Source organism: Streptomyces sp. NPDC016677, assembly GCF_055562815.1.
Window position 1 is genome coordinate 162,586 of record NZ_JBVHEO010000013.1, and the last position, 14,708, is coordinate 177,293.

At 71.2% G+C, this 14,708-nt stretch carries 15 protein-coding genes; 2 read left to right on the forward strand and 13 right to left on the reverse strand.

Going from position 1 to position 14,708, the window contains the following annotated elements; all coding sequences use genetic code 11:
* Positions 1 to 56: 56 nt before the first annotated feature.
* Positions 57 to 395, forward strand: a complete 339-nt coding sequence (locus ACZ3IG_RS28015) for a PLD nuclease N-terminal domain-containing protein (protein ID WP_467435495.1) — start codon at positions 57 to 59, stop codon at positions 393 to 395.
* A 9-nt stretch (positions 396 to 404) separates the two neighbouring features.
* On the opposite strand, the gene ACZ3IG_RS28020 is transcribed toward ACZ3IG_RS28015, so the two are convergent.
* The 6 genes from ACZ3IG_RS28020 to ACZ3IG_RS28045 all read right to left on the reverse strand — a co-directional run bounded on the left by ACZ3IG_RS28020 (position 405) and on the right by ACZ3IG_RS28045 (position 5,454).
* The gene (locus tag ACZ3IG_RS28020; RefSeq protein ID WP_467435496.1) at positions 405 to 2,171 is read right to left on the reverse strand and encodes a protein kinase domain-containing protein; all 1,767 of its coding nucleotides are present in this window, start codon (positions 2,169 to 2,171) and stop codon (positions 405 to 407) included.
* Positions 2,172 to 2,244: 73 nt separating this feature from the next.
* Positions 2,245 to 3,117, reverse strand: a complete 873-nt coding sequence (locus ACZ3IG_RS28025; protein ID WP_467435497.1) for a hypothetical protein — start codon at positions 3,115 to 3,117, stop codon at positions 2,245 to 2,247.
* Positions 3,118 to 3,134: 17 nt separating this feature from the next.
* A complete protein-coding gene (locus ACZ3IG_RS28030) occupies positions 3,135 to 3,959 on the reverse strand; it encodes a helix-turn-helix domain-containing protein (RefSeq protein ID WP_467435498.1) in 825 nt (274 codons plus the stop codon).
* Positions 3,960 to 4,225: 266 nt separating this feature from the next.
* Positions 4,226 to 4,417 (reverse strand): DUF397 domain-containing protein, encoded by a 192-nt coding sequence (locus ACZ3IG_RS28035; RefSeq protein ID WP_467435499.1) that lies wholly within the window; start codon positions 4,415 to 4,417, stop codon positions 4,226 to 4,228.
* A 7-nt stretch (positions 4,418 to 4,424) separates the two neighbouring features.
* The gene (locus ACZ3IG_RS28040; protein WP_467435500.1) at positions 4,425 to 4,544 is read right to left on the reverse strand and encodes a DUF397 domain-containing protein; all 120 of its coding nucleotides are present in this window, start codon (positions 4,542 to 4,544) and stop codon (positions 4,425 to 4,427) included.
* The gene (locus ACZ3IG_RS28045) at positions 4,507 to 5,454 is read right to left on the reverse strand and encodes a helix-turn-helix domain-containing protein (RefSeq protein WP_467435501.1); all 948 of its coding nucleotides are present in this window, start codon (positions 5,452 to 5,454) and stop codon (positions 4,507 to 4,509) included. Before ACZ3IG_RS28045 ends, ACZ3IG_RS28040 begins: the two co-directional genes overlap by 38 nt.
* A gap of 481 nt (positions 5,455 to 5,935) precedes the next feature.
* Here ACZ3IG_RS28045 and ACZ3IG_RS28050 point away from each other — a divergent pair, with 481 nt between their 5' ends.
* Entirely contained in the window at positions 5,936 to 6,394 is a 459-nt protein-coding gene (locus ACZ3IG_RS28050) for a nucleoside deaminase (protein WP_467435552.1), read from the forward strand.
* Here ACZ3IG_RS28050 and ccsB read toward each other — a convergent pair.
* The 7 genes from ccsB to hemL all read right to left on the reverse strand — a co-directional run bounded on the left by ccsB (position 6,379) and on the right by hemL (position 14,160).
* Positions 6,379 to 7,482: a c-type cytochrome biogenesis protein CcsB gene (gene ccsB / locus ACZ3IG_RS28055; protein ID WP_467435502.1), complete on the reverse strand. Its 1,104-nt coding sequence runs from the start codon at positions 7,480 to 7,482 to the stop codon at positions 6,379 to 6,381. The genes ACZ3IG_RS28050 and ccsB overlap by 16 nt on opposite strands.
* Positions 7,479 to 9,137 (reverse strand): cytochrome c biogenesis protein ResB, encoded by a 1,659-nt coding sequence (gene resB, locus ACZ3IG_RS28060; protein ID WP_467435503.1) that lies wholly within the window; start codon positions 9,135 to 9,137, stop codon positions 7,479 to 7,481. The genes ccsB and resB overlap by 4 nt, the downstream gene beginning before the upstream one ends.
* A gap of 4 nt (positions 9,138 to 9,141) precedes the next feature.
* Positions 9,142 to 9,912: a cytochrome c biogenesis CcdA family protein gene (locus ACZ3IG_RS28065; RefSeq protein WP_467435505.1), complete on the reverse strand. Its 771-nt coding sequence runs from the start codon at positions 9,910 to 9,912 to the stop codon at positions 9,142 to 9,144.
* 13 nt (positions 9,913 to 9,925) lie between these two features.
* On the reverse strand, positions 9,926 to 10,585 hold the full coding sequence (locus ACZ3IG_RS28070; protein ID WP_467435506.1) for a TlpA family protein disulfide reductase: 660 nt from the start codon (positions 10,583 to 10,585) through the stop codon (positions 9,926 to 9,928).
* Positions 10,586 to 10,651: 66 nt separating this feature from the next.
* Positions 10,652 to 11,926 carry a polysaccharide deacetylase family protein gene (locus ACZ3IG_RS28075; protein ID WP_467435507.1) on the reverse strand — a complete coding sequence of 425 codons (1,275 nt, stop codon included), beginning with the start codon at positions 11,924 to 11,926 and terminating at the stop codon, positions 10,652 to 10,654.
* 228 nt (positions 11,927 to 12,154) lie between these two features.
* A complete protein-coding gene (locus ACZ3IG_RS28080) occupies positions 12,155 to 12,847 on the reverse strand; it encodes a histidine phosphatase family protein (RefSeq protein ID WP_467435509.1) in 693 nt (230 codons plus the stop codon).
* Positions 12,844 to 14,160, reverse strand: a complete 1,317-nt coding sequence (hemL, locus tag ACZ3IG_RS28085) for a glutamate-1-semialdehyde 2,1-aminomutase (protein WP_467435511.1) — start codon at positions 14,158 to 14,160, stop codon at positions 12,844 to 12,846. The genes ACZ3IG_RS28080 and hemL overlap by 4 nt, the downstream gene beginning before the upstream one ends.
* Between the last annotated feature and the right edge of the window lie 548 nt (positions 14,161 to 14,708).

Consider the following 14,708-nt stretch of genomic DNA (forward strand, 5'->3'; position numbering starts at 1 on the left):
TCCCCGAGCGGCTACGCTGAACCCGTACCGCCCACCGCTTTCGCTGGAGAGGCCCCATGCTGCGGGTGCTGATGTTCCTCGTGCCACTGGCGTTGAGCGTCTACGCGTTCATCGACTGCATCAGCACGAAGGACGAGGACGTCCGTCACATGCCCAAGCCGCTGTGGGCGATCCTCGTGCTCCTCTTCCCGCTGGCCGGCTCGATCTCGTGGATCATCGCGGGGAAGAAGCGGCAGCCGGCCGGCGGACCGGGACGGTTCCAGGGCGGCGGCGGGGCCCGGGGCCAGTGGGTCGCCCCCGACGACAACCCGGACTTCCTCAAGTCGCTCGACGAGGACAAGGGCAAGGACAAGGGCCGGGGCGGGGACCGGGACGAGGACCCCAAGGGGGACTGACCGCCCCGGTCACATGAGGGTTCTGACGCCGGCGGGCGCGAGGGCCCGGTCGAAGACCCGTACGTCCCGCACGGTGCCCGGGAAGAAGTCCGTGGGCTTCCCGCCGTACCAGGCCCGGCCGATCACGAACGCGCCGTTCGACACGGTCGGCCTGGTGTCCTCGACGACCGCTTCCTCGACCCCGTCGACATACAGCCGCAGCGTGCGGTCGGTGCCGTCGCAAACGCCGGTCAGATGGGTCCAGACGCCCCCGGTGGGCGCGGTGCGGCCGACGGCCCGCAGGCCGGGGCGGGAGAAGGCCCATTTCCGGTCCGTGCCCGAGTACTGGAGGTAGAAGCCGCTGGCGCTGTCGGCGTCCTGGCTGACGGCGGTGGCGAAGGTGCCGGGCACGGCGGTGAGGCGGACCCAGGCCGCGACCGTGAAACTGCGGCCCGTCCCGGTCTCCAGCACCGGCCCGTCGGTGACGATCTGTCCGGTGCTCCCGTCGAACGTCGCGCCACCGCCGTCGGTCTGCCAGGTGACGCCGGTCGTGGTGCCGTCGTGGCCGCCCCGGGTGTCGTGGGCGACGGTTCCCGAGGTCTCGTCGAGGAGCCAGTGCCCGACGGGCCGTACGCCGCTCCCGGCGGAGGCGGAGGCGGAGGCGGTGGGACTGGGCGTCGGTGAGGCGGTGGCTGCGCCGCGGCCCGGCGTGGCCGGCCGGTTGAGCCAGAACCCGGTGCCGACACCGATCGCGGCGAGCGCTCCGGCGCCGGAGAACAGGAAGGCCCGTCTGCTGCGGCCCCCGGGCGGGGGCGGTGGGGGCGGCGCGGCCTGGACGCGGGTCGCGGGAGGCACCGGGGAGACGAGGGTGGGCTGGTGATCGGCGTGCTGGACGGGCGGCATCGGCCCGGCCACGGTCGGCCGCGCGGGCCCGGTCTCCCCGGCCTCCGGCGCCCACTGGCCGCCGTAGGACAGGACCGTACTCACCTCTCCGCCCTGCGGGCCGATCCGGGTGAGGATCTCGCGCGGGGTCGGGCGGGCGGCCGGGTCCTTGGCGAGGCAATCGGCGACGAGGGCGCGCAGGGCCGGGTCGGTGATGGCGTCGACGTCGGGGGCGTTGTGCACGACGCGGTAGAGGAGGGCGGGGGTCGGTCCGCCGCCGAAGGGGTTCTGGCCGGTGGCCGCGAAGGCCAGCACCGCGCCGAGACAGAAGACGTCGCTGGCCGGGGTCACGTCGCCGCCGTTGACCTGCTCGGGGGACATGAACCCCGGGGAGCCGGCGACCTGTCCGGTCGTGGTGAGGGAGGCGGCCTCGACGCTGCGGACGATGCCGAAGTCGATGACGCGGGGGCCGTCCTCGGCGAGGAGCACGTTGGAGGGCTTGAGGTCGCGGTGGACCAGGTGGGCGGCGTGGATCGACATCAGCGCCTCGGCCAGCCCGGCGGCGAGCGCGGTCACCGCCCCGCTGTCGAACGGCCCCCGCTCGGCGACCGCCTGATCCAGCGACGGCCCGGCGATGTAACTGGTCACCAGGTACGGCAGCGGCGCGTCCGGGTCGGCGTCGATGACCGGCGCGGTGAACGCGCCGCTGACCGTACGGGCGGCCTGCACCTCACGCCGGAACCGGTCCCGGAACTCCGGCCGCCGCACCAGCCCCTCGTGCACCACCTTGACCGCGACGAGCCGCCCGCCCGGCGACCGGCCGAGGTAGACCCGGCCCATTCCGCCGGCGCCCAGTCGGCCCACCAGCCGGTACTCCCCGACAGAGCGCGGATCGCCCGGCTCCAGCGCTGACACACGTGCCTCCCGGCGTACGACCGACCTTCGAGCGGGAGGCCCAGCATAGGGGTCGGTCGAACGCCCGGCCGACTCACTCCTCTTCGAAGATCGCCTCGGCTGTGGGGGCGGTGACGGCACGGGTGAGCCAGCGGCGGAGTACCGCGGAGTCGTCGCACTCCGTGACACGACTGCGTACCTCGTCAGAAATGGTCAGCCCGCGCTGCTCCAGGACGAGCAGGACGTCCTCGGCGCGGCTCTGGACGCGTCCCTCGTCGCGGATTTCTTCGGAGATGTACGACTTGTAGAAGGAGAGGTCCACGGCCACCAGGTTCCTCCAGAGGTGCTTGGCCGGGCGGTTGCCCAGGCCCTGTGCGGTGAATTCGACGATCGGGTCGAGAATGTCTTCGGGCACGTCACGCAACGCTGTGGACAGGGCCTTCAGTATCGCATTCACGGACGTGTCGGCGGCGTGTGTGATGGCCGCCAGGCTGGCCAGCAAGAGGTCGGCGCGGGCCTCTTCCGGGTCGGTGATCACGGGCATGTTGTGCGGGCCGACGACCAAGGGCTGGAGTCTGAGCGTGGGCAGCTCGGGCGGCCCGCTGTGCACCGCCCGCTGGGCCCACTTCGCCGTGGTGTGGTCCTGGCACACGACCAGCAGAGCCGTCGGCACCCGGTACTTCGTCCACAGGTACGAGACGTAGTACGCCCAGCTCGCGGGCTTGTCCGGGTCCTTCTTGCCCTGGGCCTCGACGGCCAGGAGGAAGGGGCCCTGCTCGGCCGTCTCGAAGCGCAGCAGCGTGTCGACGCGGCGTTCGACGGGGCTGGTCTCGGTGAGGTCGGTCGGCAGGGCCGTCGCGCTGACGGGCGTGGGGATGTCCACGCCCAGGTAGCGCGAGACCCGACTGAACAGCCCCGGGTCGTGCTGGAAGATGCGGTGCATCGCCTCGTGAGGCGGGCTGACCATGAGGTTCCTTTACGGTTTCAGTGCTGGGCTGTCGTTCGGCAGTCGCGGCAGCGGGTTCCGGGCTCGGCGGCCCGGATGCTGCGGTCGCAGCCGTCGCAGTTGCGCAGGGGATGGAGGACCGGCGGTGGTGCGGCCGGGGTGCGGAACGGTGGCGGAGGTGGCAGCAGCGCCGTCAGGCGGTGGGCCAGGAGGGCGGCCGGGCGGCGTACGCCCTCGGGTGGGAGGCCGTCGGTCAGGGCGTGGCGTACGGCGGTGGGGGTGACGTCCCGTTCCAGCCAGGCGGCGACGGCCGGAGCCAGGTGGGCCGTGTCGCAGGCGGACAGCAGGAGGCGGGAGTCCTGGTGGCGCAGGCCCGCGAGGAGGTCGGTGGCCTGCTGGAGCAGTGCCGGGGCCTTGCGGCTCGGCTGCGGTACGGCGGGCAGGGCGCGCTTCTTCGGCGTCCGGGGCGCGTGTCGCCGTTCCGGGGCCGGAGACGGAGCCGGGCGGCGGTGTCGGCGGGCGGCGGCTGCGGCGGGGTGGTTGCAGGAGACGGTCCGGGTGACGATCCGGCCCGTCGGGGTGCGTTCGCGCTCGCGACGCAGGTAGCCGTGGGCCTCCAGTTCGCGCAGGGCGGCGGCGATCCGGGTCGCGCCCTCCTTGAAGCGGGCGGTGAGGCTCTTGATGTCGACGTTCCGCCCCGTGGGCAGCGACTGGATGTGCAGGCCCAGGCCGATCGCCAGCAGCGACAACTCCGGGTGCTGGGCGAGGTGGTTGCCGACCACCGTGAAGTTGGCGGTGTGGCGGACATTGTCGTGGATTACGCCCCCGGTGTGCGGCGGCGCGATAAGGTCGGTGGTACCCATCAGGAAGCGCTCACTTCCTCGGTGGTCAGGCCCTCGCAGTGGGATCGCTAGTCCCGGCGGGGGCCGACGCATGCCTGCGGTCTTGTCGCCCTGAGCGTGCGGGAGTTGGGGACCGGAAATCCAGCCAGACCGCCGACATTCACCCACCCGAGTGAGACCGCCTCACGGGCGGGAGGGGTGGGGCTTGGTGGGGTTCTTTTTCCCCGAAGTACTTGGATGGGTAATCGTCCGCAGCACCGCAACGCGGAAATCCGCGTCCCGGTGCGTCAGCGCAGCGACGCGGTGAACGCCGCCCAGGCGGAACGGTTCAGCAGGAGGACGGGGCCGTCCGGGTTCTTGCTGTCACGAACGGGAACGGCGCCGGGGGAATCGGGGGCGATTTCGACGCAGTTTCCGCCGTTCTCTCCGCTGTAGCTGCTCTTGATCCAGCTCGTTGAGTTCGGTTCGGGCGTGTTCATGATCCCCCTACCAGCTCCGCATGGCCGACGTGAACGCCGCCCAAGCGGAACGGCTCAGCAACAGGACGGGGCCGTACGGGTTCTTGCTGTCACGAACGGGGACGGTGTCCATGAATCCGGGGGCCACCTCGACGCAGTCGCCGCCGTTGGAGCCGCTGTAGCTGCTCTTTATCCAGATCGCCACGTTCAGCTCGGGCATGTCCATGGTCCCCGTACCCTTTCGACAAGTCGCTGATCAGATCGGCGGATTCGGGTGCCGAGAGAGCATCCGCCCTGAGCACATCATAGGTCTGCGCGTGCCTTGCGTAGAGGGCCGGATCGTCGCTGAAGTGGCCACGGTCGAGCGACTCCGAGTACACCCACTCGTGCCCATCAGGCAGCTGGATCAGTGACATCGAGGCGTTGGGCCGATCCAGCCCGGGGCGACCAGCAGGGGCTACCTGGATACGGATGTTGGGGCGCCGCCCGGCCTCCAGCAGGTGCGCGCACTGATCGGCCATGACGCTCCGGCTCCCCACCACATTGCGCAGGCAGCTCTCATCGAGGACTGCGACAAGCAAGGGGCCGCCGGACTCCAGGAACCTCTGCTGTCGGCTCAAGCGGGCCCGCACGCGTTCGTCGATCTCCTCGCCGCTCGTCACCGGCGAGAACAGCGCTCGCGCATACTGCTCCGTCTGCAACAACCCCGGGACCACCCGCTCTTGATAAGCCCGCACGGCTACCGCCACCGCGTCCATATCGGCCCGGCGTTGAAACCAGTCCGGATGCTCCACCTGCGGATACCAGTCGATCCGCCGCCAAAGCCGCAGCAGCACCCCGCCCGTGCCCAGCAACTCGTCGCACGCCTTGGCGAACGTGTCCTGGGGCACCCGCGTCCCCGCTTCCACCCGCGCGACATGCGACCGGTCGCAGGGGATGCGTCTCGCCAGTTCGGCCTGCGTCAGGCCCGCCGCCTCCCGGAAATGCCGGAGCACCTCACCGAAGACAGCCGCCGTGGTGGCACCCGAGGCCGCCCCCTCCGCATTGCGCCGACTCACCCCAGGCCCTTCCCCTCCCCGACGTGACAGTGAACCAGTGTCACGCGCACAGCATTGCTCCCGATGATTCCCCTGCGCAACGCTCGCTACACGCAAAGTAACGAGAGGGAACGGCATGGAAGTAGGAGCGCTGCTCTACGACCCGCAGCGACGTCAGGTCGGTGAGTACCGGGACCGCCTCGGTCCCTACGTGATGCTCCGCCCTGTCGGCGGTGGCCGCGAGTGGCAGGCCGACCCGGCGGCGGTGCGTCCGGCCACGCAGGAGGAGCGGATGCTCGCCGGGGTGCGGGCCGCCAACGGCCGTTCCAGCACCGGCGTGGTGCGGGACCGGCCTCCGGTCCCGGTACCCGGCTGCGCCCCCTGCGCCGACCTGGCCGAGCGGCGCGAGCACGCGCGGGCGGTCGGGGACGTCAGCGCCGTGACCGACGCGAACGTGCTCCTGGACCGGCATCAGGGGAGCGAACACGGCACAGTTGACGGCATGGACCGAGAAACCGCACGCTCCTGGCTCACCACCGCCGTCGAGGAGGCCCGCGCCGGACTCGCGGAGGGCGGCATTCCCATCGGAGCCGCCCTCTACGGGGCGGACGGCACGCTGCTCGGGCGCGGACACAACCGGCGCGTCCAGGACGCCGACCCGTCCGCGCACGCGGAGACCGCCGCCTTCCGCGCGGCGGGACGGCAGCGGTCGTACCGGGGGACGACGATGGTCACGACGCTGTCCCCGTGCTGGTACTGCTCGGGACTGGTCCGGCAGTTCGGGATCTCGCGGGTGGTGATCGGCGAGGCCGCCACCTTCCACGGCGGTCACGACTGGCTGGCCGGCCACGGCGTGGAGATCGTGCTGCTGGACGACGCCGGCTGCGAGGCGCTGATGCGCGACTTCGTCCAGCTCCACCCGGACCTGTGGCACGAGGACGTCGGTCAGACCCCCGCGTAGGAGTGCTTGCCGGAGACGAAGATGTTGACGCCGTAGTAGTTGAACAGCCAGCAGGCGAAGGCGGCCAGCGCCAGGTAGGCGGCCTTGCGGCCCTTCCAGCCGGCGGTGGCGCGGGCGTGCAGGTAGCCGGCGTAGGCGACCCAGGTGATGAAGGACCAGGTCTCCTTGGGGTCCCAGCCCCAGTAGCGGCCCCAGGCGTCGCCCGCCCAGATGGCGCCCGCGATGATCGTGAACGTCCACAGCGGGAAGATCGCGGCGTTGACGCGGTAGCCGAACTTGTCGAGGGAGGCGGCCGAGGGCAGCCGGTCCAGGACGGAGTCGGCGAAGCGGCCGGGGGTGCCGCCGGAGGCGAGCTTGTTCTCGTAGGAGTCCTTGAACAGGTACAGGACGGTCGTGACCGCGCCGACGTAGAAGACCGCGCCGCACAGGATCGCCGTGGAGACGTGGATGTACAGCCAGTACGAGTGCAGGGCGGGGACGAGCTGGTCGCTGGCCGTGTAGAGGACGGTGACGGCGAGGCCGAGGTCCAGCAGGACCGTCGTGGTCAGCGGCAGGCCGAGCCAGCGGATGTTCTTCTTCAGGAGCAGCAGCACCACGTACACGCCGACGGCGACCGTCGAGAACGTGATGGAGAACTCGTACATGTTGCCCCACGGCGCCCGCCCGACGGACAGGGCCCGGGTGAGGACGCCGCCGAACTCGACCAGGAAGGCGAGCACGGTGAGGGAGATGGCGATACGGCCGTAGAGGTCGCCCTTCTCGGTGCCGCCGGCCGCGCCGGGGCCGTCCGGCACGTCACGGGCGCCGGCCGCGGACCGGACGACGACCTTCGGCCGTTCCAGTACGGCGGTGCCGCCGGCCTTGTTCACGGTGACGGCGGGGCCGGTCTTCGCGCCCGCGTCCTCCTGGGCGGTGAGCGCGGCGGCCGTCCGGCCGACCTTGCTGCGGCTGCCGAAGATCCACTCGGCGATGTAGGCGAAGAAGGCCAGGGTGTAGACCGCCATCGACGAGTAGATCAGCGTGTTGCTGATGTTCGCGAGGTTCTCGTTGGTCGCTGCGGCCAGCTGGGTCGCGTCGGCGAGAGTCACTTCTGCTCAGCCCTCTCGGGAGTGGATTCAGCGGTGGGTTCAGGGAACGTGTCGTACAGGACCCCGGCCAGATCGCCGAGTTCCTCGGGGAGCTTCGCGGACTCGCTGCGGCCGAGGCCCGCCATCTCGACGACGGTGACGCCGTCGGGGCCCGGGGCGGCCCGCACCCACACCCGGCGGCGCTGGATGAACAGGGAGCCGGCCAGGCCGAAGATGGCCACGAGCGCGCCGCCGAGCGCCCAGCCGCTGCCGGGCTGCGCGGTGACCTGGAAGCCGGCCCACTCCTGGATGCCCTCGAAGGTGACCGAGCCGTTGCCGCCCGGGAGCTTCATGGTCTGGCCGACCTTGAGCTGCTTCTTGTACAGCTCGCCGTCGGAGTCCTTGAACTCCTTCAGGTTCTTGTCGTCGAGCTGGTACACGCTCTGCGGGATGCCCGAGTCCACGCCGAGGTCGCCGTGGTAGGCGGAGAGCGCGAGCATCGGGTTGAGCAGCGCCGGGAAGGTGGAGAGCATCGTCGAGCCCTCGCCGCCGTAGGTCGGCAGGAAGAACGCGTTGAAGCCGAGCTGCTCCTTCTCGCCCTTGGCGTTGCGGTAGCCGTCCATCACCTTGATGGCGCCGGAGGAGGTGACGTTGGCGTCCAGCGGCAGCAGGGCGTACGCCTCGTGGTCGACGACGACGTCGCCGTCGGCGTCGCGCACGGTGACGATCGGGGCGTAGCCGTGGCTGACCAGGTAGACCTTGGAGCCGTCGATCTCCAGCGGCTCGTTGACCTTGACGGTGGTCGCCTTCTCCTCGCCGTAGGCGCCCTCGCTGTACGTGATCCTCGCTTCGAACGTGCGCGGGGTGCCCTTGTTGGGGCCGGACGCCTCGTAGGTGCCCTTGAAGTCCTTCAGGGTGAAGCTGAACGGGTCCAGGTCGTCCTGCGACCACAGGTTGCCGGACTTGAAGTCGTCGTACTGGGTGAGGGTGTTGGAGAAGCCGTCGCCCTCCAGGACCAGTTTGTTGCCCTCGTACTTGAAGAGCTGGCCCCAGGCGAACGCGGTCAGCATCACGATCAGCGCGATGTGGAAGGCGAGGTTGCCGACCTCCCGCAGGTAGCCCTTCTCGGCGGCGACGGCGTCGCCGTCCAGGTGGGCGCGGAAGCGGCGCTGCTTCAGCAGCTTCAGCGCGGCCTCGCGGACCTCCTCGGGCGCGGTGCCGGTGCGCCAGGTGGTGTAGGCGGGCAGCCGGGTCAGACGGCGGGGGGCGCGGGGCGGCCGGCCGCGGAGCTGGCCGACGAACTGCCAGGTGCGCGGGACGATGCAGCCGATGAGGGAGACGAACAGCAGGATGTAGATCGCCGAGAACCACACCGAGCTGTAGACGTGGAAGAGCCCGAGCTTCTCGTAGAGGGGCGCGAGGGTCTCGTGGTCCTGGTAGAACTGGTCGACCTTGGTGGCGTCGGTGCCGGTCTGCGGGATCAGCGAGCCGGGGATGGCGCCCAGCGACAGCAGCAGGAGCAGCAGCAGCGCGACCCGCATCGAGGTGAGCTGCCGCCAGAACCAGCGCGCCCAGCCGATGACGCCCATGGCGGGCAGGCTCGGCGCCTCCTCCTTGGGGGCGGTGGACAGCTGGGAGCCGGCCTCCGCCACATCGTCGGTACTGGTCTTGCTCATCGCGTCAGATCCCTACAGTGAAGCCGTTGGACCAGGTCTGCATCTGCTGCACGATGCTGTCCCACGCGCCGGTCAGCAGCAGCAGCCCGGTGGCGATCATCATGATGCCGCCGATCCGCATCACCCAGACGTAGTGGCGCTTGACCCAGCCGAAGGCGCCCAGCGCCTTGCGGAAGGCGACCGCGGCGAGCACGAAGGGGACGCCGAGGCCGAGGCAGTAGGCCACGGTCAGTATGGCGCCGCGCCCGGCGCTGGCCTGGTCGGAGGAGAGCGCCAGGACCGAGGCGAGGGTGGGGCCGATGCACGGTGTCCAGCCGATGCCGAACAGCGCGCCGAGCAGCGGGGCGCCGACCAGCCCGGCCGCGGGCCGCTTGTGGAAGCGGAACTCGCGCTGGGTGAGCCAGGGCATCAGGCCCATGAAGAAGACGCCCAGGACGACCATGAGGACGCCGAGCACCTTGGTCAGGACGGAGCGCTCCTCCTGGAGCGTCTGCCCGAAGAACCCGAACAGCGCGCCGCCGGAGACGAACACGGCCGTGAAGCCCAGGACGAAGAGGGACGCGCCGATCGCCATGCGCCCGCGCCGGGCGTCGGCGAGGTCGGTGCCGGTGACCCCGGTCACGTAGGAGAGGTAGCCGGGGACCAGGGGCAGCACGCAGGGCGAGAAGAAGGAGACGAGGCCGCCGAGGAGCGCGATCGGCAGGGCGAGCAGCAGCGCGCCGCTGCGTACGGTCTCGCCGGGGTCGGCGGCGAGGGTGGACAGGGCGGCAGTCACGTCACGTCCCCGCTCACTTCTCCGCCAGGACCGGCTTGAGCATCGTGCGCAGCTTCTCCTCGCTGAGGGCCTGGAGGGTGCGCGCGGCGATCTTCCCGTCGCGGTCTATGACCAGGGTGGAGGGGATGGCCTGCGGGTTGAGGGTGCCCTTCTCGAAGCGGAGCATCAGCTTGCCGGCCGGGTCGTACAGGCTCGGGTAGCTGATCCCGTACTCCTTCTCGAAGGCCTTGGCGGGGCCGGTGGAGGTGTCGCGGGTGTTGATGCCGACGAACTGGACGCCCTGGTCCTTGACGTCCTGGTAGACCTTCTCGAAGTTCTTGGCCTCGGCGCGGCAGGGCGGGCACCAGGAGCCCCATACGTTGAGGACGACGACCTTGCCCCGGTAGTCGTCGACGTCGAGCTGCTCGCCGTCGACGGTCTCGCCGGAGAGGTCGGGGATGGCGGTGCGGTCGCCCTTGTCCACCGTGGCGACGCCGTCCGCGCCGGTGATGTAGTGGGTGTCCCCGCCACCGCCCGAGGTCCCGCCGGAGCCGCACGCGGAGACGAGCAGCGCGCCGGCGACGGCACCGGTGGCCAGGGCGGCGCGGCGGCGGACGCGAGCGGTGGTGCGGTTCGAACCCAGGAGCCCCAGGGAGATCGAGGAACCCAGGGGGGAACGGCTGGCGGCACTCATGTGAAAAGTTTCGCATGTCCGTTCCGAGGATCTTGCGCACCCCCCTCGCGACCGCGTAACCGCACCTCAGGCGCTGGTGGGGGCCGCTTTCAGGAAGGTCTTCCAGCCGCCGGCCGGTGCGGTGCCGACCTCCAGCGTGCGCAGCTTGCCGAGCACCTCGGGCCGCTGGGCGTCCAGCCAGTCGGTGAACTGCCGGAAGGAGACCAGCCGGATGTCGCCGCCCTTCTCCTTCTCCCGCGCGATGTGCCGGAGCGCCTCTTCCACGGCGTCCATGTAGATGCCGCCGTTCCACTCCTCGAAGTGGTTGCCGATGAAGAAGGGGGCCCGGTTCGTCTCGTATGCCCGCTGGAAGCCGGATATGTACGACTGGGCGGCCTGCTCGCGCCAGCCCGGGTAGTTGGCGGGCGGGGCCTTGGTCGAGTTGACGGACTGGTTGGCCAGCATGTTGTAGTCCATCGACAGGACCTCGAAGGAATGTCCGGGGAAAGGTATCTGCTGGAGCGGCAGGTCCCAGATCCCGTCCCGCTTCACCGGCCACACCTGCCGGCCGCCGGGCGAGGAGGCGTCGTAGCGCCAGCCCAGCTCGCGGGCGGTGGGCAGCAGGTTCTCCTGGCCGAGCAGACAGGGGGTGCGGCCGCCGGCCAGTTCCTTGTCGTAGTCGAAGGGGAGGGCGGGCAGGTCGGTCCAGCCGGTGTGGGTGCGCCACTCGGTCACGAACTTCTTCGCCTGGTCGATCTCGTCGCGCCACTGCGCGGGGGTCCAGTGGGCGACGGAGCCGGAACCGGCGCAGAAGTGCCCGTTGAAGTGGGTGCCGATCTCGTGCCCGTCCAGCCACGCCCGGCGGACGTTCTTCAGCGTCTCCTTGATGTGGGCGTCGGTGAGGTAGCCGATGTCGGAGGCGCCGCGCGGGTTGTTCGGCGGTTCGTACAGGCGCTTCTTCGACTCGGGCAGGAGGTAGAGCCCGGAGAGGAAGAAGGTCATGTGCGTGTCGTGTTCCCGGGCGAGTTCGAGGAAGCGCGGGAAGAGGCCGTTGCCGACCTCGCCGGCGCCGTCCCAGGAGAAGACCACGAACTGCGGCGGCGCCTGGCCCGGCTCCAGCGGCTCGGGCGCGGCGGGCTGGTGGGGCTGCTTGCCGGTGAACTCCGTGGAGCCGTCGCCGAGGGGGCGGGCGGTCGCGGTCGGGGCCGGCGCCTGCCGGGTGGGGGAACCGGCCGCCTGTGGCCCCGGGCCGTCCGAGGTACCGGCGCCGCCGCAGCCCGTGAGTCCGACGGCCGCGGCGGCGCCCGCGCCGAGGCCGAGCGCGCTGCGGCGGCTGAGGATCCGGCGGGTGGTGGTGGGCATGGTGTCCCCGTTCGTCACGTCCTGTGCTGGTCACCCAGTGAGAGGACGCGACGAACGGGCGGGTTCCGGAAATACGTGCGGATTTCGTGACGTGACCTGCCGCGACGTGGGCAATGCCGGGCCGCGCCTCGGCACCCTGGGCCCTGGACCCTGGCCCGGGGCCCGAGGCACGAGGCCCGGGGCCCGGGGCCCGGGGCCCGGGGCCCGGGGCCCGGGGCCCTGGACCGCTCAGGCCCCGAAGGCCTTGCCCTTCCCCTTTACCGGCTTGGCGCCGGCGAGCAGGTGGGCGGGGACCAGGTCACGGGCGGGCTCGGAGTACCCGACCGACACGATCCGGTCGCCCTGGTACGTGAACGTCGTCAGGGACGCGAGCGTGCACTGCCGCTTGCGCGGGTCGTGCCACAGCCGGCGCCGCTCGATGTAGGACCGCACGATCCAGATCGGCAGCTGGTGGCTGACGACGACGGCCTCGTGCCCGCGGGCCCGGTCCTTGGCCGTGTCCAGCGCCGCCTTCATCCGCACCACCTGGTCGACGTACGGCTCGCCCCAGGACGGCCTGAACGGGTTGACCACGTGCCGCCAGTTGGCGGGGCGGCGCAGCGCGCCGTCGCCGATGCCGAAGGTCTTGCCCTGGAAGACGTTGGCGGCCTCGATGAGGCGCTCGTCGGTGTCCAGGTCGAGCCCGTGCTCCTTGGCGATCGGGGTCGCCGTCTCCTGCGCCCGCTCCAGCGGCGAGGCGACGACGTACGTCACGTCGCGCGGGGCGAGGTGCTCGGCGACCCGGTCGGCCATCCGCCGGCCCAGCTCGGAGAGGTGGTAGCCGGGCAGCCGGCCGTACAGCACGCCGCCGGGGTTCTCCACCTCGCCGTGCCGCATCAGGTGGACGACGGTGATGTCGTGGTCGCGGTCGGCGCTGCTCATGCGGTCGCCTCCGCCGCCGCCCGGGCCGCCGCCGGCAGGGCGTCGGCGATCCGCTGCACGGCCCGCTCGTCGTGCGCGGCGGACACGAACCAGGACTCGAAGGAGGACGGCGGCAGGTAGACGCCGTTCGCGAGGAGGGAGTGGAAGAAGGCGGTGAAGCGGAAGGACTCCTGCGCCTTGGCGTCCGCGTAGTTCCGCACCGGGCCGTCGGTGAAGAAGACGGAGAACATGTTGGAGGCGGTCTGGATCGTGTGCGCCACCCCCTCCTTGCCGAGCGCCTCGCCGACCAGGCCCTGGATCTGGGCGGAGGTGGCGTTGATCCTGTCGTACACCGCCTCGTCGAGGAGCCGGAGCTGGGCGAGGCCAGCGGCGGTCGCGACCGGGTTCCCGGAGAGGGTGCCGGCCTGGTAGACGGGGCCGGCCGGGGCGAGGTGCGCCATGACGTCCGCGCGCCCCCCGAAGGCGGCGGCGGGGAAGCCGCCTCCCATCACCTTGCCGAAGGTCATCAGGTCGGGGACGACGCCTTCCACCCCGTACCATCCGGCGCGGCTGGTCCGGAAGCCGGTCATCACCTCGTCGGAGACGAACAGCGCGCCGTTGGCGGCGCAGGCGTCCTTCAGCCCCTGGTTGAAGCCGGGCAGCGGCGGTACGACGCCCATGTTGCCCGGCGACGCCTCGGTGATGACGCAGGCGATCTCACCGGGGTGGGCGGCGAAGGCGGCGTACACGGCGTCGAGGTCGTTGTACGGCAGCACGATCGTGTCGCTCGCCTGGGCGCCGGTGACGCCGGGGGTGTCGGGCAGCGCGAAGGTGGCGACCCCGCTGCCGGCCGCGGCGAGCAGCGAGTCGACGTGGCCGTGGTAGCACCCGGCGAACTTGACGACCTTGGTGCGCCGCGTGAACCCGCGGGCCAGCCGGATCGCCGACATGGTCGCCTCGGTCCCGCTGGACACCAGCCGCACCTGCTCCAGCGGCGCGACCCGCTCGACCATGGCCTCGGCGAGCGCGACCTCCCCCTCGGCGGGCGTGCCGAACGACGTCCCGCGCGCGACCGCCTCCTGTACGGCGGCGACCACCTCGGGGTGCGCGTGCCCGAGGATCATCGGACCCCAGGAGCAGACCAGGTCCACGTACTCCCGGCCGTCGGCGTCGGTCAGGTACGGCCCGGTGCCGGACACCATGAACCGCGGGGTGCCGCCCACCGCGCCGAAGGCCCGCACCGGGGAGTTCACCCCGCCGGGCGTGACGGCCGCGGCACGGTCGAACAGCGCCTGCGAGGCCGGTGCTTCGTATGGATATGCCAGTTCGCTCATGACCTGCGACTTCTCCGACCTTCTCGACCTTCTCCGACTTCTCGGACTCCGGTTGCGGGGGTGACCTCCTCAGGGTAGGCCAGCGGACGGGTGGTGCCGGGGGCGGGCGTGGGGGGCGGGTGGGGGTCGGGAGGGGGCCGGAGGAGCATCCGCGGGCGACCCGTGATCCGGACCTCGATCCGACCGATGATCCGGACCGCGATCCGACCCGCGATCCGACCCGCGATCCGACCGATGATCCGGACCGTGACCCGACCCGCGATCCGACCGATGATCCGGACCGTGACCCGCCCGATGATCGGACAACCGTTACCGGAGCCGTGTCGTCTGCAAGACTGGGAGCGGACCGGAACAGGCCGTAAGCCGGAGACAGCTGATACAGCTGATACACCCAGTTCACAGGGGCGCGCGGACAGGATGTCTCACCGCACGTTTCGGCTGGCGGCCGTGGGGGAGGTCACTGACACGATGATCGGGTTGCGCGGCCGGGGCCACGCGTCCTAGAAAAGCAGTCGGGTGGAGATATGCATCGCGGTGGCGGACTGGGC

Coding starts and splice junctions, on each gene's coding strand:
- ACZ3IG_RS28015 (WP_467435495.1), top strand. CDS start 57: ATGCTGCGGGTGCTGATGTTCCTCGTGCCACTGGCGTTGAGCGTCTAC.
- ACZ3IG_RS28025 (WP_467435497.1), bottom strand. CDS start 3,117: ATGGTCAGCCCGCCTCACGAGGCGATGCACCGCATCTTCCAGCACGAC.
- ACZ3IG_RS28030 (WP_467435498.1), bottom strand. CDS start 3,959: ATGGGTACCACCGACCTTATCGCGCCGCCGCACACCGGGGGCGTAATC.
- ACZ3IG_RS28035 (WP_467435499.1), bottom strand. CDS start 4,417: ATGAACACGCCCGAACCGAACTCAACGAGCTGGATCAAGAGCAGCTAC.
- ACZ3IG_RS28050 (WP_467435552.1), top strand. CDS start 5,936: ATGGACCGAGAAACCGCACGCTCCTGGCTCACCACCGCCGTCGAGGAG.
- resB (WP_467435503.1), bottom strand. CDS start 9,137: ATGAGCAAGACCAGTACCGACGATGTGGCGGAGGCCGGCTCCCAGCTG.
- ACZ3IG_RS28070 (WP_467435506.1), bottom strand. CDS start 10,585: ATGAGTGCCGCCAGCCGTTCCCCCCTGGGTTCCTCGATCTCCCTGGGG.
- ACZ3IG_RS28075 (WP_467435507.1), bottom strand. CDS start 11,926: ATGCCCACCACCACCCGCCGGATCCTCAGCCGCCGCAGCGCGCTCGGC.
- ACZ3IG_RS28080 (WP_467435509.1), bottom strand. CDS start 12,847: ATGAGCAGCGCCGACCGCGACCACGACATCACCGTCGTCCACCTGATG.
- hemL (WP_467435511.1), bottom strand. CDS start 14,160: ATGAGCGAACTGGCATATCCATACGAAGCACCGGCCTCGCAGGCGCTG.